This window comes from uncultured Psychrobacter sp., from assembly GCF_947488565.1.
GTDB lineage: Bacteria > Pseudomonadota > Gammaproteobacteria > Pseudomonadales > Moraxellaceae > Psychrobacter > Psychrobacter saeujeotis.
This window is the reverse complement of record NZ_CANKZC010000003.1, coordinates 168,588-192,539: the sequence shown is the minus strand read 5'-3', so window position 1 is coordinate 192,539 and position 23,952 is coordinate 168,588. Positions and strand designations below refer to the sequence as shown.

The following is a 23,952-nucleotide window of genomic DNA, read 5'->3' as shown; positions in this document are numbered from 1 at the left end:
ACCAAAGTATCGCTATCGTGGTAGTCATGCTGAAAATAAAGATGACCCTAAAATCGTCAAATATGTATCAAGGCCTGATGCAGATATCGTTTTGTACAACTATAAAAGTCGTATGAAATGGATTGAAGCTGCAGCAAAAAAGTTTCATGGTCTGATGCAAAGTGAGAAACCATACATGCATAGTCAACTTCAAACTATGGCCAGCTGGTACAACAAAGCTGACTCATAAACTCATTTTTAATAAAACAGTAGGTCGTCATGTTAAAGCAAATTTGCTTCACTTTCGTATATTTCATTCTACTTTTTCCGATTACAGCTTGCCAAGCTAAAACAGAGGTTATTATGCCTGATAAACCGTTAGAGATTGCTTTGAATATGACGGCCGAAGAGTTATATAACGCTAATCCTGAATACAAAGCATTTCAAGAAGGTGATGCTCAGCCTATGGGAGTTACTTTCCAAGGCTATGACTTTCCCCGTTTCCAAGAAAGTAAAATGGTTTTTAAATATCCAATTGGTGAGTTTTTGATAGATGGTGTGATGTCTGTTATCGCTTACGATAATATTAAAACTCCTAACAGTTTATTAACGGACTACAACATTACTTTTATCTTCAACAAAGATTCTGATGGCATCACAGACGAAGATGCTTATAAAAAAACAATGAATCTATTTAAAGAACTAGAAGATAAAGACTGGGTATTTGCTAATAGTATAAGTAGTCCTCGATTATCACCTGAGGATAGTTTTAAATTTGCTCTTAATTCAGAAGGAAGTGATTTATATTTAGACTTTACCTATGATTTGACATTTGAAGAATGGATGCAGTTAAGTAACATACAAACTTGGCAGTTAAGGCACGGAACTGATGCTTTCATGGATATTATGTATATCAGAGATACTGATCCTGAAACAGGCAACCGTCATTACTTAATGAGTTTAGATATAAGTGATCCAATCGAAGTCGTTAAGCAAACGGTAGGTGCAGACCATAGAGACAATTGGGAAAAAGAGTATGTTAGATTATATTCAGAAATACCCACATGGAGATTACAATCAGAAACCCAAGCTCTTGAAATGGGTTTAGACATCCAACAAGATCAACCTGACTATACTCTACCTCTTGTACTAGAAAAAACAGGTATCGACACTGGTAAGTTTGTATCCATTGATCCCTATAAAACAACCTACGAAGAATTTATCAAGCGATTTGATGCTGGCGAAGATATGACGCCCTACTACGAAAACCAGCCCACAGCTAAACCTGAAATTACCAGTCAAGCTCGTGGACGTTGTCCAGCAAATCAGCCTTGTCCTAAATCAGGTTACTGGTTTACTCCTGCCAAAAAAGACAGCAGAGCCTATTTTAAACAGGGCGACATCATGCCTGATTATCCTAACAATAATTGGGGCAAGGTTATTTGGCAGTTTGAGGGTGAGAAAGGGTAATTTATTATTATTTATATTTAACCACCTTTGGGTGGTTTTTTATCATTGCTTAGCATAATAACTTCAACCACGACCACCCTTTACAAGCAGTTGATCTCACCCCTAGCCCTAAGTGTAGCGAATATCCTTGGCTGATCATAGGATTGCAGACCAGAAAAGTCTTATTAGTCAATCTCAAACCATCAATCAAAAAACCTTAATAACCCTGCACCCTCAATCAAAAATACTGCATCTCCAGTCATTTTATTTCTTAAGGTATTGTCTATAGTTTAATGACTACAGTTATCTTTTTAGATATAGAGATATTGTAGGAATAACACCTTTTTACAGGACGTAAAAAACATGGTGTGGCTACTGTCAACGAAACAGAAGTCTTTGCTAATTATGTTTAGCCGATAGACGATGATGACGACGGTACAACCAATAGACTATCATAAGGAGTGTGATATGGCGGGTATAATACAACCAAAGAATAAGGGGCATGACATTTCTGCTACCCCTTCTGATCCTAACCAAGAGTTGGTGTCGAACGAAGATCGAGCTACCAAAGGCTCCTTAACCATGGCATGGTGGGGCGTTTGTAGCGCCATGTTTTATCTGGTCATTGGTATTGCAATGGCAGAGAATTATGGGACTAAGAACGTAATTATCGGCTTATTGATAAGCTGCGTCGCTTACGGAATCATCAATGGAATCATTACTCGCTATGCCATTCGTACAGGCATGTCGGTGGCTTTGTTTTCTCGCGTATTATTCGGTCACAAAGGTGCAGCTTTAGCGACACTGATATTTTTTGCCACGGCGATGTATTACGCGGTATTTGAAGGCTCTGTCATTGCCGTCACCTTTAGCCAAACTTACCCCTCTGTCCCTTACTGGATCGCCGCTTTAATCGTGGTGGCTTATAGTGTGCCTATGATTATGGGCAGTGTCCAAAACTGGCTGGACAAACTAAATGGTGTGCTCTTGCCATTCTACATTATCGGACTTATCGCAGCAGTCGTTATGGCGACCAATGAGTATGGTTATAGCAGTGCTTGGCTATCTTTAGGGCCTGAAGAAGCACTGCCTTTTGGCTGGTGGAACGTTGCCGTATATTACATGGGCATATGGGTATTGATGATGTATACCTTTGATTATGCGCGTTATGGCAAGCAAGAAGACAGCAAATTCTTATCTTGGTTTAATTTCGGCATCCCCTTCTATCTAGTCGCTTTTTTCTTAAGCGGATTAGCAGGGATTTATTTGGTAAGTACTATCCCCTTAGAAGGCGCGTTATCGGAAGTGTCCATCACTTTAGGACTGGTAAAATTGATGGGTGTGTTCGGCCTCATCTTTGTGGTCATTACTCAAACTCGTATTAATACCGCTAACTACTTATTAGCAACGACCAATTTACAAGCCTTCCTCAAAGATACTATCAATATTCAAATTCCAAAATTTGTTGGTGCATTGTTGATTGGTACTTTTATTTTCGTTCTCATGCTACTCGATGTATTTGCCTATCTGTTACAAGCACTTGCTTATCAAGGCGTGTTTGTGGTGGCTTGGGTGGCTATTGCCCTTACCCACATTCTCTATCCTAAACGTGAAGATATCTTTGGTGCTGTTCCTGTCATTGATCCGCAGCGCTTGCCAGCATTTGATAAGTCAGGATTAGTCGCTTGGATAGCAGCCTCAATCGTCGGAATCGTGCTTATGAATTTAGGTGGTAGCTGGGTCAATTGGTATGCGACCTTGACCTTTATTACAGCGACTGTTCTGTACGCGATATTGATGCCCAAAACTCAGCAACACGTTTTACAACTCACACCAAAACCAACAGTTAGTTAACCATATAAGATAAAAGGTGCGCTGACAGTCAAATACTGTACCTGCTCAATCCATTTATTTGTGGTTAGCATTGTTATAGTAAAGCCAGTGCGATAATAAGATTACAAGGAGTGAATCATGAATCAAGCTAAAAACACCTCGACCCAAGCTTCAACCACCACCCTCGATCCTATCACTTTATCCGTTGTCCGCGGCGCGTTAGAAACCGCGCAGCGCGAGATGACACTTACTTTAGAAAAAACAGCGCGCTCTAGTGTATTTAATCTAGCGCATGATTACAGTAATGCGCTGTTTGATCATTTGCCTGAGATGATTTTGCAAGGACAAGACATTCCTATTCATCTAGGCTCATTGATGCCAGCCATGAAAGCGGTGGCAGAATTTTATGGCGATGATGTTCATGAAGGCGACATTATTTATCATAATGACCCTGTCGTTATGGGCAGTCATATTTTAGATTGCTGTATGTATAAGCCTGTGTTTTATGAAGGTGAGCTGGTATTTTGGACGGTATGTAAAGGTCATGTCACCGATATCGGCGGCCCTGTACCTGCTGGTTATAATCCAGATGCCAAAGAAATCTATGCCGAAGGATTACGCATTCCACCGATTAAAATATGGGAAAAAGGCGTTAGACGTGATGATGTTATCAATCTGATCCATAGCAATATGCGCTCACGTCGCAATCAAGAAGGCGATTTGAATGCGCAATATGGTGCTTGCGCGGTCGGTGAACGTAATATGATTGCGCTGCTAGACAAATATGGTGTAGAGACAGTTCGTGCTGCCATCGAAGAGCTAAAAAGCATGGCTGACAAACACATGCGCTCGCTCATCGAATCCCTTAATGATGGTGAATATCATGGCGAGGCCGTTCTGGAAGATTCAGGGCATGGCCTTGGCGATTTGACTATCAGTGCAGACATCACTATCAAAGGTAGCGATGTACATATTCAGATAGATAGCCCGCCACAAGTTCCTTATTTTATTAACTCTTATGCTGGTAACTCAATGTCAGGCGTCTTGCTTGGACTTATGATGTTCGCCCAAGTAGACCCTCCTTATAACGAAGGTCTATATCGCTGCGTTACCGTAGATTTAGGTGAGCATGGCACGCTATGTAATGCCAAAGAGCCTGCGCCTCATGTGAACTGTACCACCACACCAATGGAGACATTGACAGATGCGGTACGTAAAGCGCTTGAAAATGCTGCACCTGAGCGCGTAACGGCATCGTGGGGACACTCATCAGGGGTCAACATCGCTGGTATTGATCCAAAAACGGGCGAGCAATATGTCACCATGGTACTCGCGTCAATTATTTCAGGCGCAGGCGCCACTCAGCAAATGGATGGTTGGCATGCTTGCGGGCCTTTGTGCTGCTTTGGTGCGTTAAGCTCAGGTGATATCGAGTTATTAGAATATCAATATCCTATCGTCGTCCATAAGTATGGACTGGCAGAAGATAGTGGCGGCGCAGGACGCTTGCGCGGCGGCTGCGGTACAGTTTGGGAGGTAGAGCCCCTCGATCATACCATGACCGTCGTTGCTTTTGGTGAAGGACGTCATATTCCAACGATGGGTGCAGGCGGAGCTGAGCAAATCTCACCAGAGCTCAAACTGGGTAAATTAGAAGTGTTCCGTGAAGGCGGCGAGACTGATGTACATCTTCACAATACAGTAATTGAGATCAAGTCAGGAGAACGCGCGCGAAATACCAATCCTGGTGGCGGCGGCTTTGGTCGCTCTTTTGAGCGTGAACCAGAAGCTGTATTACGTGATGTCATCGAAGGGATTGTCTCTGTGGCTGCTGCTGCAAAAGAATACGGTGTCGTCATTGATAGCAAAACCATGCAACTAGATGAAAAAGCGACTCAAGCATTACGGGCAGAGGCGGCATAGTTGGTACAGGGATGTGCTGACTCTACATATAAAATAGAAAAGTTTAAGGATGAATTATGAGTTATGAATTTCGTTTAGGCGTAGATGCTGGTGGTACTTTTACCGATTTCGTATTGGCTGAAAATGGGGGCGATATACATCTATTTAAAGCCCCTTCTACCCCAGAGGATGGTACTAAAGCGATTGCAAACGGATTGCAACAAATTTCAGAGAAGTTTAATCGTTCAATCACAGATATTATCCAAGCTTGTGATTTATGTATTAACGGTACTACTGTTGCCCTAAATGCTCTGATTCAAATGAAAGGGGTAAAAGTAGGACTACTCTGTACGGAAGGTCATGAAGACAGTATTGAGATTCGTCTAGGTCATAAAGAAGAAGGTCACCGCTACGATGCAAGCTACCCGCCAGCGCCGCAGATAGCTCCGCGGGATTTGCGCTTCCCTATTCGTGGTCGAATACTTGCCGATGGGACAGAGCGTGAAGAGCTCAATGAAGACGATATTTTAGCAGCCATAGAAGAGCTAAAACGTCAAAACGTCAAAAGTGTGGCCATCTCTTTTGTATGGTCAATTCGCGATACCAAACACGAGCAGCGTGCAAAAGAGCTGATACAGCAGCATATGCCAGATGTATTTGTGTGCTGCGGCAGTGAGGTCTATCCGCAGATTAAAGAATATACGCGTACCTCAACGACCCTAGTTAACGCCTATCTAAGTCCGATTATGTCATCTTATGTCTATAAGATAGATGATTACTTTAAACAACTTGGCGCTGATCAACCAGTACGTTACTTCCAATCTAATGGCGGGCTTGCATTGGGTGAAGTCATGAAAGAGCGTGCGGTTAATGCGATCAACTCAGGGCCTGCCTCTGCACCGCAAGCGGGATTATATATCGCTGAACCTTTCGGTATTAATAACGTGATTACTGTCGATATGGGTGGTACCTCGTTTGATATTACACTAGCAAAAGATGGCAAAACCAGTCTAAATCGCGATATTGACTTTTTGCGCAATCGCATTGGTGTACCTATGATTCATGTCGAAACCCTAGGTGCTGGCGGTGGCTCTATTGGCCATATCAATAACTTTGGCATGTTAGAGGTCGGACCACAAAGTGCAGGCGCGACCCCAGGACCTGCGTGTTATGGTAAAGGTGGCACACTACCGACGGTCACCGATGCAAACTTAGTATTGGGATATTTGCAGTCTGGTGCCGTACTAGGCGGGATTGTCACTTTAGATGAAGATAAAGCAAAGGCTGCTATCGATGAGCATATTGCCAAGCCTTTAGATATCGATTTACCTCATGCAGCTTATGGTATTAGTACGATTGTCAATCAAAACATGGCCAATGGTATTCGCCGTATCACTATCGAAAAAGGCTATGACCCTCGCGACTTTGCTTTAGTTTGTGCAGGTGGCGCTGCTGGTATGCATATTATTTCACTAGCAGAAGAGATGGGTATCAATACAATACTTGTACCTAAGTCGGCCTCTTGCCTATGCGCTTTTGGACAAATCATCTCTGATGTCAAATACTCGTATCTAGCCACTCAAATTATGATTATGTCTGCAGAGGCTAACCTTGAGGATTTGAATGCTACTCTTACAAGGCTAGAGAAGGATGGTATCGAGAAGCTTAAAGAAGATGGGTTTAGTGACGACGACATAGAAATTGAACGCGCTATGGAGATGCGCTACGTTGGACAAGTCCATGAATGCAATGTCATCGTGCCGAACGGCAACATAGATAGTAATGCAGCCGAAGATATCCTACAAGCCTTCCACAAGCGTCATAAAGAATTGTATACTTATGATGAACGAAACAGTGCTGTAGAGCTTGTCAATGTAGAGGTTTCAATCATTGGTAAAGTCAACAAACCTGAGCTACCTACCCTAGATGCTCAAGTTGGATCTGTAGAAAGCGCTAAAGTAGATGAGCGTCAAATGATACATGATCATACTTATCAATGGATTCAAACGCCTATTTATGATGGTAACAAATTGGGTGCAGGAGCAGTCGTTACCGGTCCAGCTCTGATTGAAGAGCCAACCACAACTATTGTGATTAAACCTAATTGGCAAGCTGATTTGCATCAATCTGGAACATATAAGTTGAGTAAAATTCAGTAATGTGAATATAATACGTTTTATAGGTATTAGTTAAACCTTCGCCTTTCTCTCTTTATGGGAGAAGGGTATTTATCGTTTTTGTTAAGATAACTCTGAAAACTAAGTGGAGAGAATAAAGAGCTGTAAACTTATTACCTAGCATTTAAGGATGAATGCAAATGGAACATAGTCAAGGCATAAGCAAAAAACTCTATGAGCATATAGATAACACCAGTAGCACTCAAAAACCAGTCAAGCCTTTACTAAATGCTGATAGCTGGCAAAACGCGATTAGTGATACCTATTTTGACTTAAAGGTACAAGTTAAAAACCCTAATCAGTTCACAGGTCAACTTCAACAGGCTAGCTTAGCTCAAATGGGTATTTCAGGCTATATCGCTGATTCTGTCCATTATCAGCGTAGTGGACAGGATGTATCCAGAGCTTGCGATAGTATTCTGCTCACGTTTCCATTGAATGGCTCAGTGTGCTTTGAACAGCAAAAACGGCAATTAACTTGTCACCCTGGTCAGTTCTTTATTGAGCTGTCTCATCAACCTTATCAATTTTATCATACCGAAACGGTAAAGCTACAAGTCTTAAAAGTGCCGATAGCCAGACTAGAAAACCATCAGCGTTTAATAGAGCAGTATTTTGCTCAGGCCATTACTACTGAACAAGGCTCAGGGCGACTGCTTAATCATCAAATCAATCATGCTCTGCACCTTGCTACTAACTTCACCTTATCCTCTACAGAGTCTCAGTTTCTTGAGCAACAACTGTTAGACTTAATCATACATACTCTACATCGACCTACCCTATCTCTAGCAGATAGTCAAAACTCAACGATCAAAGCTGCACATCTACAACGGATCGAAGACTTCATACATTTTAACTTAGCCAATCCTCAGATTTCTCCTAAACTGGTCTCACAATCTTGTCATATCTCTGAGCGTTATATTTATCTGTTGTTTCAAAATCTACCTTACTCGTTTTCAGAGTGGGTCAAACTGACCAGATTACTGGCTGCAAACAAACTCTTAACCAAAGCCAATTATAGCTCTGTTGCTGAGGTTGCTTATCAAGTAGGTTTTACCGATCAAAGTTACTTTTCACGTATCTACAAACAACACTTTGGCTTCTCACCCAAAGATACACCTTTTAATGAGACCAAGCCCTATGAGCACGGAGCGAATGCTAATTAAGTCATACTAGCGTACTCGTACTAATACCACCTACAAGCTTGTGCTCTTAATGAAGAAAGTCTGACTTCCATTATTGATACGATTGTTTATCGGCAGTTTTACTTATCGATATGCACGACTAATAAATAAGTTTTTTTAAGAGTCCAATTAGCCCTACCCTTTATTCCTAAATGGAATAAATACATGATGACTTGATGTTAGACCTTATGCCCAAAATCAGGATAATCACTTCTTTGTTATTCATTTTTTGATTTCTTAGGAGTTTGTAATGCAGTTATTGTTACTAGTGGCTGTTTTTGTCGCATTACTATATGGCTTGTGGCGTTATCACCGTCAGAGTGATTCATTAAGTCGTAGTGTCTTCCTAGGTTTATTTGTCGGCGTAGGTTTTGGTTTGGCGCTTTCAGCGCTTAATATCGATACCACCAATTTTTTACCCTGGGTAAACATTGTCGGAAATGGCTATGTCAATTTGCTAAAAATGATTGCAATGCCCTTGGTATTCATTTCAATCTTAGCCGCCATCGCACGTTTAGAAAAAGCGTCTATGATTGGCTCTATGAGCTTTTGGATTATCGGCACCTTGCTAGTTACGACAGGGTTTGCTGCTTTAGACGGCGCGATTATTGCCAATTTATTTACTCTTGATGCCAGCTCTATTGTTGCAGGTCAAGCAGAAATTGCACGTGGACAAAGCATGGTTGAGAGCAGTACTCAAGTCTCCGATTTGACCATTCCAGGGTTAATTTTAAGCTTCATTCCCACTAGTATCGGCGCGACATTTGCAGGTTTACAAAGCACTTCGATGATATCTGCTGTGGTTATTGCCAGTTTATTAGGAATAGCCGCTTTAACGGTTAATGCAAAAGAACCTGAAAAAGGTGCGGTAATCATTCGCGGTATCGACATATTGCAAAGTTGGGTGATGGCACTGGTACGTTTTATTATCCGTTTGACTCCTTATGGCGTTTTTGCCTTAATGATTAAAGTCATTGTCACTACTGATGCCAGTGCAGTTTGGCAATTAGCTAAATTCCTCCTTGCCTCCTACGTTGCCCTATTCATTGTATTGATAATGCATGCACTTATCATTTTATTAACCGGGCGCTCACCCATCAAACACTTCAAAAAAATTGCGCCTGTACTCACATTCGCTTTTACCTCACGTAGCTCAGCAGCGTCTATTCCTCTAAACATTGATGTGCAAATTAATAAGCTTGGTGTTGCTAAGCCCATTGCGAATTTTTCAGCATCGTTTGGCGCGACCATTGGTCAAAATGGTTGTGCTGGCGTTTATCCTGCCATGCTGGCTGTGATGATTGCACCGACTATGGGGCTCAATCCTTGGTCGATAGGATTTATAGCTTCCGTCATTGGCGTCTCTATGATTGCCTCATTTGGTGTTGCAGGGGTTGGTGGCGGAGCGACATTTGCAGCCATTATCGTGTTATCAACCTTGGGGATGCCGCTAGAGCTCGCTGGTTTGTTGATATCTATTGAACCATTAATCGATATGATGCGTACTTTAGTCAATGTTAGTGGCTCAATCACTTCTGGTGTCGTTGGCAATCGTATTCTTAGTGAGTCGTCTGAACCAGAGCGGCTAATTGATTATGATACTCAAGTAAGTCACAGCTAAATAGTAACACTGACTGGATTTTGGTACTGTCCAAGTTTCAATAATAAGCATTGTACAAGACATAGCGAACGGTAACTTTTGGGGTAAACACTAAAAGCTTACTGCTTCGCTATCTTTTACGGCTGGTTTGTCGTTAATTCTCAATATACCCTAACCTGATTCATCATTGTTCTTTAAATAAGAACTTTCATTTGTGATTATTGCTGTTTATCTACCTATAATTAATGAATAAACTGTTATCATCAAATAACGGTAGGATTGATCAAAAACAAGATAAACGCTTTACTATAACTATAAAATCACAACAAGAAGATAGCGCCTTTTTACGCTAGTTTTTCAAAAAAAATTAATACCAATCTGTTTTTATCAATCCTATTTATAGTTGTTTTTTATTCGAATTTACATAGACAATCAATACTAAAACCAGCATAGATAGGAGATCGGTATGGGCTTATTAATCGATGGCAAATGGCAGGACCAATGGTATGATACCGATGCCAGTGGCGGCCATTTTAAACGCGAAGAGTCAGGCTTTAGAAACTGGGTCACCAAAGACGGTAGCGTAGGGCCGACAGGCACAGGCGGTTTTAAGGCTGAGCCTAATCGCTATCATTTATATGTATCTTTAGCTTGTCCTTGGGCACATCGTACGATTATTTATCGTAAGCTTAAAGGTTTGGAAGATATGATTTCGCTATCAATCGTTAATCCTTACATGGGCGATCACGGCTGGACGTTTGCAGAAGGTGCTGGAGTAATTGCTGACCCTATCTCGCACGCTAACTACGCTTATGAGATATACACTAGAGCAAAATCAGATTATACAGGACGCGTCACTGTCCCTATTTTATGGGACAAAAAAACCAACACTATCGTTAGCAATGAGTCATCTGAAATCATTCGTATGTTCAATTCAGCCTTTGATGAGGTTGGTGCGCTACCAGGCGATTTTATACCGTCAGAGCTATTAGCGGAGATCGATGAGATTAATACATTTGTATATTCTGCTGTTAATAACGGGGTTTATAAATCCGGCTTTGCAACGACCCAAGCAGCTTACGAAGAAGCTGTGAATGCGCTATTTGATGCGTTAGATGTGTTAGAAAAGCGCTTAGAGAATCAGCGCTATCTGGTCGGTAATACCATTACCGAGGCCGATTGGCGGCTATTTACCACACTTGTGCGTTTTGATGCCGTTTACGTGGGTCATTTTAAATGTAATCTGCGCCGTATCGTTGATTACCCTAACCTTTGGGGTTACCTGCGAGATTTATACCAAGTACCAGGTATAGCCGAGACCGTCAATATGGATCATATTAAGGTCCATTATTACACCAGTCATGCCAACATCAACCCAACTGGTATCGTACCTATCGGTCCTTATCTTGACTTTAATACGCCGCATAACCGCGAGCAATTATCGTAAATAGACAAACGATGATAACAAGATACAGGGCGACTGGTATGAATTTTTTGCAGCATCTGTCTGCTAGCTACAGCAAGTAAGTAAAATTCATACCAGTTTTACGTTATTAAATAACGTATCCATTTTATTTAGTATCGATTATAGTAAATAGATAAGCTTTCGCATAAAAAAGAGGTTGTTCAAGATTTTATAATAGTCTAGAACAGCCTCTTCTTTTAAATATTTTAAATGTAGTTTTGTTAGCGTTTTTGAGTGACATCCAAATCACTTGAGTAGGCAAATAAAGCAGGCGCACCGCCCGTGTGCCAAAACAAAACACGATCAGTCTTCTTGATTTGACCCGTACGAATCATGTCTATGAGACCACCCATCGCACGGCCCGTATAGACCGGATCTAACAATATTCCTTCTGTTTGCGCCATCATCTCAATGGCTTCATTTTCGAGTTTGCCAACCACACCATAACCCTCGCCAACATAATCAGAATTAAGCATCAAATCGGACTCTGAAAACTTATAATCTGTATTAATAAGTTTTGCTGTACTGTTAGCAAGTGCGACAGTATATTGATCAAACGGTACTTTATCGGTTTCGCCCTTATCAATGTTGATGCCTACTATCTGATAAGGCGAGTTGAAAATCTTGTTCCCAAGCATTAAGCCTGCTTGTGTGCCACCAGAGCTGGAGGCAAAGACGATATGAGTGAATGTCTCGTTGATGCTCTCACGCTGCAACTCTAGCTCTTTAAAAGCTTCTACAAATGCTAGAGCACCGAGCTCGCTTGAGCCACCATAAGGCACCACATAAACGTTTTTACCCGCTTTGGTTAATTGCTCAACGATTTGAGGAATATCTTCACCTTTGCGGTTGACTCCTGCCCAATGAATATGACAACCAAATATTTTATCCAATAACAGATTGCCACTGACTTGCTCAGGCTCCTCTCCGCCTAATACTAAATGACATTCAAGACCCAAGCTTGCCGCAGCAGCTGCCGTTTGGCGACAATGATTGGATTGCGCAGCACCCGCCGTCATGATGGTATCAGCGCCTTTGGCCAGCGCATCACCGATGATAAATTCAAGCTTACGGGTTTTGTTACCACCCAATGCCAGCCCCGTATTGTCATCTCTTTTCATAAAGATTTTAGGGCCAGCAAGCTCTTTGCTTAATCTAGTGAGCTCAATTAGTGGTGTTGGGAAAAATCCTAACGACTGTCTAAGTATATGGTTATATTCCATGTCTTGTCCATTTTATGATAGAAAATGATGGATAATGCTAAGCCTTATCCACTGGTAACCGTTATACAAAGTGGTTATTTAGCTAATATTAACAGCATAGTCTCGAGCTGCAAAAATATTTATTTAACCATGCGCTATGCTCAACAAGTCATCAGACAAAAAAACCCCAAGTAAACCAATACTTGAGGTTTTCGCATTTGTGAAAACTACTATTTAATATCAGTATCAGCTAAACCCAATGTAGCTTTGATATCATTCATCATCGATAGCGTCCTATAATTCCTATCTTCTGATTTATCGCCAACCACATAATAAACCAGTTTGAATGCTTTGATACGTTCTGACTTGGTTTCGATAAGTGTGCTCAAAGATTTAATAGAGTCATCTTCAGCAAAACGAACGATAAGCGTCTGAGTATGTATCATGGCTGCCAATTCAGTATTCAAAAGTTGACTAAATGGTTCTTGTTCAGTCAGCACTTCAGTCAAACGCATCAGCTGGTCACGGTCTATATTGTCATCAGCAACTATATTACACAAAATCATCATACGCACGACAGCTTCATTAAAACTGCCTTCAGAGATTTTGGTCAGTGCCTCTTCTACCTTTGGCAATTCATGCAGTTCGTCTTTATTCAACAGACGACGTGAGCCTACTGATTCTCCATATTCACGAAACCAAGGCATTGACCAAATCCCAAAGAACATACTCTCTGTATATCTACCCTGCCAATCTCGCCAAAAGTCCAGCGTCACTCTGACACTATCCATAAACATTTTTTCGACTTGCAAGAAAAGATTATCTTGCTGCATAGATTCAATGGCTGGCAGTTTGACTCTGGCATAAGCATTAGAAGGATTAGGCAATTTTTGCGTTTTTTGTGTAGGGACGAAGTCTGCACTTTCATAATTATCAATTGTACTAGTCATTGTTTTATTCAAATGACAAGCAGCTACAGCTAGTGGATTTTTGCTACTCCACATGCTTCTTTGAAGTCTCAATGGATGCATAGTACGAAGAAATTGAGCGGAAGTCTCATTGCTCATAGCTTTTACTAGTGGACGCAAGTTATGTTCATAAGCTTGAGTTTGAGTCATCGAGTAGCGGTGTACCGCTTTGAATAATTCTTCATCGGTTCGGTCGTCTCCTAGCGCTTGATTTAAATCTTTAAAAGTACGACGTTTTAGATCAACGGTAAACGTTTTTTCTTGCCCCGAGCCCTCAATATGATCAATGTGCAACTCATACAATCCTGGTGGTAAAACTTCAATCATATCCATGATTGAGGCTATACCTGTATGCTCATGATTGGCAATTTTGGAGCTGACAAAGATACCTAGATGGCCTACTTGCTCATGAATCATATAGATAATACGTTGACCGCAAACCTCAACATCTCGCTCATCACTATAAGCATCTAGAATCCATGATAATGCTTGAGGAGGCGGGGTAATATCATCACCATGTGAAGCAAAAGCGATAATAGGTGCTTTGACATTACGCAGATCGATATTTGTCCCTTTCTCTAACTGCGCGGTATTGCGAGCAAGACGATTGCCAACAAAGATGTTTTCTACAATCCACTGAATTTCTTTGTCATTCATTAAAAAGAAACCACCCCACCAACGCTCAAAGTCAAGAAAGCGCTGACGATTAGCTTCTGGGTTCTTGTACAGATCGTAATATTTTCCGACATAGTTACGATAAGGGGTCATTTTTTCAAAATTATCAACCAGTGCTGCCCCATCGAATACGCCATTATTTATGTCAGCACTAAGCATAGATAGCCAAGTACCACCATTGACGCCTGCTTTGTAACGCATCGGGTTGACCCCAACCTCTCCGCTCCAAGCTGAGATAGGCGCACCATTTAAGACGATAGGCCCTTTGATATCTTGATTGGTTGCAGCCAAAATAAGCGCCGCCCACCCACCTTGACAGTTACCAATGATTACTGGTGATTGTGCATGGGGATGTCTTTTTTCTACTTCACGGACAAACTTTCCTTCAGCATAAGTAATATCGGCAATGGTTTGCGTCGGCTCAGGAAGACGCTTAAATGCCACAAAATACACAGGATGGCCTTGGCTAAGGGCAACACCGACTTGACTCTCATGCTTAAAGCCACCAATACCTGCACCATGGCCAGCTCTGGGGTCAATCACGATATAAGGGCGCTCATCATCATTGGTGACAATCCCTTTAGGTGGTTCTATTCTTAGCAAGACGTAATTGCATGGGCGTTCAAACTTGGTTGCATCCATGATTACTTGATAGTCATAATCTAAGACTGGCGGACAGCCAGCCAGCTCATGCTCAAGAAAAATATCACCACGCTCTTTAAGTACATCGACTGTTTGTAAAAGTCGTTTACTACTATCTGTACTGTAGCTCAACCATTCTTGCCATAGTTTTTTTGGCGTAGAGGTCTTCTGCCAACTTTTTATAATGGCATTCTTATCTTGATTCAGAGTCTGGATATTTTCTTGAATTTGTTTATGATTTTGTTGTAAATGCTTACAAGTAACCTCTATCAGTAAACCTGCGCCGTCTGTTCTATAGTTATTTTGTAGGTTGAGCTCGTCTATGGTATTTTCATTTTTGTAAAACTGATGGTTTACCATCTCTTGAAAGTTTGGTATCAAACCTGTGGCTCTATGATGTGGGTTGCTACGACTTAACCACACCTCGGCTTTGTTTGGATTTTCAATATTTTTTTCAATAGTGTCTGACATAGGTGGTTCCAATTTTGAGTTGACGATAATGTTTTTTATATACTGCTATTATTGATTATCCACTAAGGCTAATTGTTTACTAACAGACAAGATTTATTAAGGTTCAGTTGAGCGTAACGCTTCATCTGCCCTGACGTGTACATACTCCCCTGGAGCATCAGAGAGTACCTGCCACTCTTTACCTGTATGCGTGATACCCGGTTGTCTGCTATCCACTTCACCTGCACTATGCTGATTGATCCATTCGCTCCAATGTAGCCACCAGCTCTTATCGTGCTTTTCTGCTTTGGCATACCATTCATCAGGATCGGCGACATAATCTTCATGGGTATAAAAGCCATACTTACCCGTTGGCGGGTTGATAATGCCAGCGATATGCCCTGACTCACCGAGTACAAAGGTAACATCACCGCCCAGCACTTGTGTAGACGCATAGCTTCCTTTCCATTTGGCGATATGGTCTTGTAATGTTGCTACGACATAGGTTGGGATAGTCACTTTTGACAAATCAATCTTTACACCGTCGTATACCAACTCGCCTTTTTCAATCATCTTATTACCCAAATACAACTCGCGTAGTACAAAGCTGTGCAATGCGGCAGTCACGTTGGTAGCATCAGAGTTCCAATATAGAAGATCAAACGGAATTGGACGCTCCCCTTTTAGGTAATTTTGCACATAATAATTCCAATAAAGACTGTTTTCGCGCAAAAGACTAAAGGCAGCGCCCATTAGACGTCCGTCAAATACCCCTTGCTGCTCTCCTTCTTGCTCAAGCGCGCTGACCGTACGTTCGTCAATAAATACGCCTAAGTCTCCAGGATCACTAAAGTCAAATATCGTGGCCCAAAAAGTTGCACTGGCTATACGATCTGCTTGCTTATTTTCAGTCAACCAAGATAGCGTCAACGCCAGCAACATACCACCAATGCAATAACCGATGACGTTAGCAGCTGACTCCCCTGTAATCTCTTTAATGACATCTAAAGCCGTCAGCAGTCCCTCGTGCATATAATCCTTCATATTGACGTCTTTATAAGCCCGCGTTGGATTGGCCCACGACATCACAAAGACGCTATGGCCTTCATCAAGCGCCCAACGGATATATGAATTTTTCTCTTTTAGATCCATGATATAAAATTTATTAATCCATGGTGGCACAATTAATAAAGGTCGTTTATGAACTTTGGCTGTCGACGGATTATATTGTATCAACTCAAACAATCGGTTACGAAACACCACCTTACCTGCTGTCGTGGCAATGTTTTCACCAAGCTTAAACGCATCATGATCAGTCATGCGAATGCTTAGCATTTTAGAGCTTTTTTCCATGTCTTCTGTTAGCTGCTTGAGTCCTCTTACCAGATTTTGGCCCTTTGATTCCATGGTCAATCGCAGTATTTCAGGATTACTCCATAAAAAATTACTTGGTGCCATTGCGTTTAGCCATTGACGCGTAAAGAACGACAAACGTTGGCGGGTTTTTTCATCAACACCTTCAGTATTATCAATAGTGTCCATCATGCCGTTAGCTGTTAGCAAATAGCTTTGTTTCAAAAAGTCAAAGATAGGATTGTTTGTCCATTCTTCGTCTGCAAAACGTTTATCGCCTTTTTCTGGGGTGGCAAGAGGTTGTATTTGGTCTTCTGACCCTTTCATTAGGGTATTTTGGTACAGCTGAAACTGTTGTTTCCATAAATTCATTTGTTGTTCAATTAATGCAGTGGGGCTTTTTTCTGCCACACCTGTACTGAACTTCTGCCAACCGTCTATCATGTTGAGCATCAAAGATTGGCTTATATTGTCATCTTTACCAGCACGTTTTAACGTTTCACTAAAAAGCTTTTGGGACAACTCATTAAGACCATTCATATCGTTGTTAGCGGTTTGTTGATCTTTACTTTTATCGTTTTGCGATGAGTCTGTCTGTTGAGCACCAACGTTTTCAGAAGTACTTGGCATCATAAAATTGCCAAAATTATTGATTGAGTTCTGCCATAGCTTCATGTTGGCTTCGAACGGATTTGAAGCTTGACTAGATTGATCAAATAAAGATTGATTGAGCTGATTTACTTGGTTTAACTGATCTAAATATTGTTGACCGAAGCTATTAAAGTTAAAGGCATCGCTAGTATTATTTTGACTATCTTGTGTATTTGACTGTTGTGTATTTGATTTTTGCGATGATATATTTGATTGGTCATCGGATTGCTGATTGTTTTTATCGGACTTATGATTATCCATATCTGTACCTATTTTCCTATCCATAAACGATACTGGATTTAAACAGTATCCAGCTTTAAACGATATATAGTTATAAAACACTTCTAATTTGTACAAAAGTGCAAGCCTATTGATCCAATAAAGCTAGCACAATAGAAAAAAGATGGGATAGAGTTCTCTAACCCACCTTTTAGGTTTAATAATTACATGATATCTCATCAATAACAACTAATAAGATGATTAAATTTATCAGTAATTACAATTACTTATTTGTTGATTTTCCAGTACTGCTGGTATTACCAGTCCCAGTCTTTGTGCTCGCTTTCGTATTTGAGGTATTCGAGCTAGCATTGGTATTTGTCTTTGCACCTGATTTGGTATTTGCACCAGTCGCAGTTTTTGCAGCTTTTGTGGCTTGCTCAGTAAACTGCTCAGCCATTTTGTTCATGTTTGCTGCGTACTCTTGGCCTTTTTTTGTTGCTTGATCAGCAGTTTTCTGCATATTTGACTGCATTTGCTCACTGGTTTGACCCTGAACTTCACCCAAAACTTTCATAACGTCATCATGCATATTGCTGCCAAGCTCTGTCATGCGCTGAGCGTCTGACAACATTTTTTGACTGATGGTATTAAGCATCTCTGCTTGCTTGCTGCTAAAGTCTTTGGCAGCTTCTGGAGAGTCTATTTCTGAAACTTGACGCATGTTTTCTAGACCCATTTCTGCGTAGGTCTTAATAGTATTAAGTGAAAACTCGGTCATCATTTCAGCGTTTTTTAAAAAAGCTTGGTTTAACTTGGTCCAAGGTTCAAACATTTTTTGGGCGCTTTCATTGAACTGATTGACATAATCTTGCGGGGTCTGTTGTGACATATCATTACTCCTTGTATCGAACGATTGGTTTAGCTTTGTCCAAGGTTCGAACATTTTTTTTGCATTTTCATTAAACTGATTCATATAATCTTGCGGGGTTTGTTGTGACATCTTATTGCTCCGTATATTGACGGTTGAGAAAAAATCGTATGCGTTAAAGGTTAAGAAAACATTATAATATTATTAAGTTTGTTACTTTATACAGTACTGTAACAAAAATGTTTAACAGTAAAGTTAAGACATATACTGACCACCATTTACTGATATGGTTTCACCTGTGACGAATATGGCATCTTCACTGATAAGATACATACAAGCAGCAGCGATTTCGTTTGCACTAGCCAAACGACTCATTGGAATAGTTTCTTTAATTTTATCCATAATATGTTCAGGTACACTCTCCACCATGGGTGTATATGTATAACCAGGAGCAACGACGTTGGCTGTAACTGATGAAGCAGCCCCTTCGTATGCCAATGCCTTAGTAAATCCAATAATGCCTGCTTTGGCGGCTGAATAATTCGTCTGCCCATACTGACCACGTAAGCCATTTATCGAGCTGATATTGACGATGCGGCCAGTTTTTTGTTCTAGCATTTTGACAAAAACTGGATGAACAATGGTATAAAGAGACGTCAAGTTAGTGTCAATTACTTCCTTCCATTGCGCAAAGCTCATTTTTTTAAAGCTACTATCACGAGTGATACCTGCTCCGTTTATCAAAGCATAAATGCTATCGTACTTATCAATTGCCTGTTGAATCGCTGCCGTTGCGGTTTCGTGATTACTCACATCAACGGCAAGAAACTCAAAGTTATCTGAGTCAAATCCATTATCATTGCACCACTTTTTTGTACGCTCAGGATCTTCTTTACTTAAGGTTGCTATGACATGATAGCCACTAGTCACTAACTTCTCACAAATAGCTGTACCGATTCCACCAAGTGCACCTGTTACTAAAGCAACTTTTTTGTCTGAAACATTCGATTTTGACATAAAAAACTTCCTTATCTTATTGATGAATAATTAACGTACAGCTACATTCTTTTACTGGAATATAACACAGTTCTCCCCTGATAATTATCCTATGTTGGTAATAAATCATTGTTATTTGTAGGGGTTTAGTATTAAAGAAAACGACTGCGTTTAACAATACGACATAAAGGTCAAGTTACTTCGATATTTAGCAAAATTACCATGTAAGATACCAATCTAAATTCAAGTAATAAGCTAAACTTAGGTATCAATCTGAGTAATGTTAAAAAAATTTTTGAAAATCATTGATATATTAACTATAAAGCCAAAGAAACGCAGTATGCCGTCCCTTTGGCTGGTTATACATCTATCTTGCTATACGTTCATAACATTACGACTTATTTTTTGCATTTCTAAGCCACTTTACTATGAGGCTTGGGTTTTTAACAAACGCGACCAAGGCATCGGTCAATTCTTTATTGTTAGTAACCTCTGGTCGTAACTTTGATCGACGGTTATCTGCACAAGCTTTTTTAAGACATTCGCTCACCTCTTCGGCATCAATCTTTTGTCGTTTGAGAAAGCTGCGAATACTATCTTTCTCTAGCAAACACATAAGCAGATGGCAAAGTTTTTGATCATATCCATCCGTATTACTGCTTGGGAATGGATCATCACCGCCTATCCAGACAGCAGCACTTAAGAGCTGCTCCCTTGTAAAGGGGTTGTTTTGTATTGATTGACCTTTCGCCAAAACCCGCACCTTATAGATACCGGCTGAACCAGCATGGAATGCGACATTGAAAACACCAGGCTCAACCTCCGATAGGGTTAAATTTACTTTAGTGCCATTAGGTCTTTCTAACTCTGCTCGGATGGACGCACCATTGTCTAAGGGGCGCTCGTACTGAGTCAATTGAGCTGATAAAGTTATCATGCCGCCTGGCTCTCGGGTAGCCTGCTCAAGCTGCGCTCTAAGGCGTAGATCAGAACTAGAATGCACATTAAAGGAATAGCGTAGCCCGTGTGTCTTGACCTTATTAAATTTTTCACGGTCGTTTTCAAGGCTGGCTAAATATTTAGCGAATACTTTTTCATTCAGATTGAGGACTGCATGCCATTGACCTTCACGTTCTTCAAGCCCTGCAACAGCGGTCGGCAAAGTCATGCGATAAAACTGCACGTGTTCACTTGCTGAAAACGCTAACTCAACAGAAGCGTTGGCAATGCTTGGGTCGATTATTTTGCCACTTGGAGTTTCAAGCATATAGTCAAAAACATCTGGTAGAGCGTCTCCCGTCAACAAGATTGCATCTACTGTGATATCTGCTTCGTTAAGATTAAACGGAATACGTATCTTACGGGCAGGTTGAATCCAACCCTCGGGATCCATCACTACCTCCGTATTTTTAACTCCTGACAGTATCTGCAAAAAATATTTTTGAAGCGTAAAGTAGTCATCAGTATCCAAAGTACCAGTCATTAAGACATAACCATTTGTACTACCAGTTAATGCTTCCAAAGCAGCAGGACTGATCTGTAGCGCCGTTCCTAAGCCAATAGCAAAGACGCTATCATTGATAATGCCATCATCTAGAAGTTGGCTAATGTAAGGCGATCGGTTTTCGCGACCATCCGTGAGTACCACCATAGCAGTATGATTATAGCTGCTAGGTGTCAAATCACCCAACTCGCTACTAGCCAACTCAATCCCAGCACCAATAGACGTCGAACCGCCAGATGATGGTTGATCCATGATGGCTTCATTCGCAGCTATACGCCCAGAGCCCGTGCCTAACGCGCCCGCAACCGCAATCGAAGTCCCCGGGGTCGCATTACTGTCGAAATACACCACACCAATGCCGTCTTCGTCGCCCAATAGATCGACGAATACAGGCGCGCTGTCTTTGAGCACTTCAATACGTAACCGACCATCGCCTGCGTCCCAAGCCATACTACCAGATTTATCCAGCACCAAAACGGTGGCGACCGTTGGTTTGGGGATAGTCGTGGCAGATAAACTGATAGACCACGCTTGCCCAGTTTGTACACAGGTAATTTGCGCGGTTTCTGGACCTGAGCTACCAACACTGGTAGCTGTGTAAGAAAACCAAACCTGCGCTACATTAGTACTATCTGTATTAACGACAACCCTATCACCGTCAGGCGTTCCAAACCCTGTGCCTGTAGGGCCGGCCGTGATAGTAAATATTAGTTCTCTACAAAAACTGTTGTCAGGACTGGGAGGACTTATGTTAAAAGTTGCAGCCCGCACCGCTGTACTACCTACAGGTATAGCGTTAAACACTAATGTCGTGTTGAGGGGTATCACTATAGGCGGCGTATCCGTATCATATGAGTATCCCATAGCGTGGTGATCCAACGTCTCAGATACCAGCGTTCCCAAACCAAAGAGTGTGTCATTCAAGCGGTGACCATCGAGATGATCATTGCTTCCTGAGTCAACAGGAACATAAGGCACTGTCGGATGCAGCGCTTGCCAATCAGCCCATAGTTTATCCACAAAGCAGTGATGCAGAAAAAAGACCGGGTCATTAGGAGAAGTGCCTGGAAGCATAGAACCTCCTACCCATTCGTGGACGAGATTATGAGTATTGGAGAGCGGTGGAGAATTTCCACTTACAAGAGCCATACGCCCCTCGTTCGCAGCTCGATAACCTGTGCTTACTCTATCAAAATCAGCGCTGTCATATGGCGTTATCGCTTGAATTTCATCAACATGATCCTGAGTGGGCAAGTTAGGAGCCCTAATGCTAGCGCCAAACCGCCGAACCAGATCTTCGTCAATTCGAACCTGTGGATTGGTCAAATCTAGTTGTCTAAAACCAACGTCAATGACTACAATATCCCAAATGTCTGCTCTGAATGGACCATCTTGAACAAAATTACCCGCACCAGATCCATTGCCGCCCATAAGATCATTGGCCCAGACAGCGGCATTCATAGGGTCCGCTGCATCTGCTGCCCAGTCCCAATATGGTAATGTTACCCCAGGTACCAATCTGTCCAAGTCCAGCTCAAACTGGCGTATAAACGCACGGTGCCATGGCAAAAACGCCGGACCGCGATGTGCTCCATTTCGAATCATAAACAGGCTAGGACTCATTGGATCTAAAGCCCAATCCCAACCTCCTGGTGTTGCCCAGTTCATGGCCATATAGTGGTCAAGTACATACTTGTCATAGGTGTTATTGATTAAAGGGTATAAGGCGCGTACGTGTGCTGGATCATCTTCATCGTCGACGTATGCGTATAACTCAGCCTTCATCAGTTTAATTGCACTAATGAAAGCGGCCTTTTCCTCTGTCGTTAGAGAGTTCACGTTTTTTCTACAAGTCATGAGTGACAACTCCTTTATTAAATGCTTGGAATTAGATGCTTGAAACGAATAACGATGAGCAAAGGTCCAGGCATTGTGAGCTTAAATAAACCATGTAGGCAAAATCGATTATTTTACAAAATTTGGTAGGTTATCAATCACATCATGTACTAATTCAACCGGCGACTCGTACGAAGAATACGGCATTAAACCGGACTCAAATAGTCCATCGCGAAACTCTACGACTTCAAATGCTTTATTGTCTATTTCAACCTTTAACACCTGCAAAATCTTTTGGCTTTTATCAGAGCTTGACAGTTTAGAAAAGGTAATTTTTCGTCCTTTATACTCTATAGATTTGGGATACTTTTCATCTGGGATATGCTTGTTGTCTTTAATCATTTTAAACTCTCCATTAGCCAGATATTTAGTACGATTGTTTGGTTTAGCCTTGCATTGCAGTAGATATCACAACTGAAAATCGTTAACACGAGCAGATGTAAAAATAATAACCAAATACCTGAAATAAATATACTAATGCTTGGAAATTATCTATTACATCAAGGGTTTATCACCTTTATCTATACACAGTCTAATTTAAGTTGTCAAACTTATAATGCTTCATTAGTAGAGGTTTTGATTAGTGGCTTAACAATATTTGTCCGTCCATATTTGTTTTGGTATTTTTTAGTATTGATAGTAGAAAAGAATCAAGCCTTGAATACATAACTTTGAACGAGGATAAGCGTTGTATTAATATCTTAAAAACTATTGTTAATTCATTTAAAAAATTTAGCTATCTGTTATATTTATAATTACAAATATACTCAATAAATAAAATTTATCTTGTAGAATAATACATGATATTTTTTAAATACGATTTTTAGAATGACTTATAAGTGTGAAGTAAAAACGAAATAGTAGATTAATGTTGTTTGAGGAGAAATATAATGACTAGAATAAGTCAAGGCTACATTCATAAGTAATGGATTATAT

The 23,952-nt window shown here is 41.0% G+C and carries 14 protein-coding genes; 7 read left to right on the top strand and 7 right to left on the bottom strand.

The window, feature by feature from the left end:
• Positions 1-342: 342 nt before the first annotated feature.
• From Q0890_RS07950 to Q0890_RS07920, 7 genes are all read left to right on the top strand, one after another.
• Positions 343-1,449, top strand: coding sequence for a hypothetical protein (locus Q0890_RS07950; RefSeq protein ID WP_299219302.1), 1,107 nt, complete (start codon positions 343-345; stop codon positions 1,447-1,449).
• Between the two features lie 447 nt (positions 1,450-1,896).
• Positions 1,897-3,282 (top strand): hypothetical protein, encoded by a 1,386-nt coding sequence (locus Q0890_RS07945; RefSeq protein WP_299219301.1) that lies wholly within the window; start codon positions 1,897-1,899, stop codon positions 3,280-3,282.
• 117 nt (positions 3,283-3,399) lie between these two features.
• Complete coding sequence (locus Q0890_RS07940) at positions 3,400-5,184, top strand: hydantoinase B/oxoprolinase family protein (RefSeq protein WP_299219299.1); 1,785 nt, start codon at positions 3,400-3,402, stop codon at positions 5,182-5,184.
• A 56-nt stretch (positions 5,185-5,240) separates the two neighbouring features.
• Positions 5,241-7,322 carry a hydantoinase/oxoprolinase family protein gene (locus Q0890_RS07935; RefSeq protein WP_299219297.1) on the top strand — a complete coding sequence of 694 codons (2,082 nt, stop codon included), beginning with the start codon at positions 5,241-5,243 and terminating at the stop codon, positions 7,320-7,322.
• 158 nt (positions 7,323-7,480) lie between these two features.
• Positions 7,481-8,506 carry a helix-turn-helix domain-containing protein gene (locus Q0890_RS07930; RefSeq protein ID WP_299219295.1) on the top strand — a complete coding sequence of 342 codons (1,026 nt, stop codon included), beginning with the start codon at positions 7,481-7,483 and terminating at the stop codon, positions 8,504-8,506.
• Between the two features lie 268 nt (positions 8,507-8,774).
• Positions 8,775-10,145, top strand: coding sequence for a cation:dicarboxylase symporter family transporter (locus Q0890_RS07925; RefSeq protein ID WP_299219293.1), 1,371 nt, complete (start codon positions 8,775-8,777; stop codon positions 10,143-10,145).
• 445 nt (positions 10,146-10,590) lie between these two features.
• Positions 10,591-11,571: a glutathione S-transferase family protein gene (locus Q0890_RS07920; protein WP_299219291.1), complete on the top strand. Its 981-nt coding sequence runs from the start codon at positions 10,591-10,593 to the stop codon at positions 11,569-11,571.
• Positions 11,572-11,810: 239 nt separating this feature from the next.
• On the opposite strand, the gene Q0890_RS07915 is transcribed toward Q0890_RS07920, so the two are convergent.
• The 7 genes from Q0890_RS07915 to Q0890_RS07885 all read right to left on the bottom strand — a co-directional run bounded on the left by Q0890_RS07915 (position 11,811) and on the right by Q0890_RS07885 (position 23,358).
• Positions 11,811-12,812: a D-cysteine desulfhydrase family protein gene (locus tag Q0890_RS07915; RefSeq protein ID WP_299219289.1), complete on the bottom strand. Its 1,002-nt coding sequence runs from the start codon at positions 12,810-12,812 to the stop codon at positions 11,811-11,813.
• Between the two features lie 209 nt (positions 12,813-13,021).
• Positions 13,022-15,547, bottom strand: a complete 2,526-nt coding sequence (locus Q0890_RS07910; RefSeq protein ID WP_299219287.1) for a DUF3141 domain-containing protein — start codon at positions 15,545-15,547, stop codon at positions 13,022-13,024.
• Between the two features lie 96 nt (positions 15,548-15,643).
• The gene (gene phaC / locus Q0890_RS07905; RefSeq protein ID WP_299219285.1) at positions 15,644-17,791 is read right to left on the bottom strand and encodes a class I poly(R)-hydroxyalkanoic acid synthase; all 2,148 of its coding nucleotides are present in this window, start codon (positions 17,789-17,791) and stop codon (positions 15,644-15,646) included.
• A gap of 241 nt (positions 17,792-18,032) precedes the next feature.
• Entirely contained in the window at positions 18,033-18,752 is a 720-nt protein-coding gene (locus Q0890_RS07900; RefSeq protein WP_299219283.1) for a phasin family protein, read from the bottom strand.
• 123 nt (positions 18,753-18,875) lie between these two features.
• Positions 18,876-19,637 (bottom strand): acetoacetyl-CoA reductase, encoded by a 762-nt coding sequence (gene phbB, locus Q0890_RS07895; RefSeq protein WP_299219281.1) that lies wholly within the window; start codon positions 19,635-19,637, stop codon positions 18,876-18,878.
• Between the two features lie 370 nt (positions 19,638-20,007).
• Positions 20,008-22,977 (bottom strand): tyrosinase family protein, encoded by a 2,970-nt coding sequence (locus Q0890_RS07890; protein ID WP_299219279.1) that lies wholly within the window; start codon positions 22,975-22,977, stop codon positions 20,008-20,010.
• 108 nt (positions 22,978-23,085) lie between these two features.
• Positions 23,086-23,358, bottom strand: coding sequence for a hypothetical protein (locus Q0890_RS07885; RefSeq protein ID WP_299219277.1), 273 nt, complete (start codon positions 23,356-23,358; stop codon positions 23,086-23,088).
• Positions 23,359-23,952: the final 594 nt, after the last annotated feature.

Bases quoted from the DNA above. Each gene is read 5' to 3' on its own strand.
- Q0890_RS07890 (WP_299219279.1), bottom strand. From the start codon at position 22,977: ATGACTTGTAGAAAAAACGTGAACTCTCTAACGACAGAGGAAAAGGCC.
- Q0890_RS07910 (WP_299219287.1), bottom strand. From the start codon at position 15,547: ATGTCAGACACTATTGAAAAAAATATTGAAAATCCAAACAAAGCCGAG.
- Q0890_RS07950 (WP_299219302.1), top strand. From the start codon at position 343: ATGCCTGATAAACCGTTAGAGATTGCTTTGAATATGACGGCCGAAGAG.
- Q0890_RS07900 (WP_299219283.1), bottom strand. From the start codon at position 18,752: ATGTCACAACAAACCCCGCAAGATTATATGAATCAGTTTAATGAAAAT.
- Q0890_RS07940 (WP_299219299.1), top strand. From the start codon at position 3,400: ATGAATCAAGCTAAAAACACCTCGACCCAAGCTTCAACCACCACCCTC.
- Q0890_RS07915 (WP_299219289.1), bottom strand. From the start codon at position 12,812: ATGGAATATAACCATATACTTAGACAGTCGTTAGGATTTTTCCCAACA.
- Q0890_RS07935 (WP_299219297.1), top strand. From the start codon at position 5,241: ATGAGTTATGAATTTCGTTTAGGCGTAGATGCTGGTGGTACTTTTACC.
- phbB (WP_299219281.1), bottom strand. From the start codon at position 19,637: ATGTCAAAATCGAATGTTTCAGACAAAAAAGTTGCTTTAGTAACAGGT.
- phaC (WP_299219285.1), bottom strand. From the start codon at position 17,791: ATGGATAATCATAAGTCCGATAAAAACAATCAGCAATCCGATGACCAA.
- Q0890_RS07925 (WP_299219293.1), top strand. From the start codon at position 8,775: ATGCAGTTATTGTTACTAGTGGCTGTTTTTGTCGCATTACTATATGGC.
- Q0890_RS07930 (WP_299219295.1), top strand. From the start codon at position 7,481: ATGGAACATAGTCAAGGCATAAGCAAAAAACTCTATGAGCATATAGAT.
- Q0890_RS07945 (WP_299219301.1), top strand. From the start codon at position 1,897: ATGGCGGGTATAATACAACCAAAGAATAAGGGGCATGACATTTCTGCT.
- Q0890_RS07920 (WP_299219291.1), top strand. From the start codon at position 10,591: ATGGGCTTATTAATCGATGGCAAATGGCAGGACCAATGGTATGATACC.
- Q0890_RS07885 (WP_299219277.1), bottom strand. From the start codon at position 23,358: ATGATTAAAGACAACAAGCATATCCCAGATGAAAAGTATCCCAAATCT.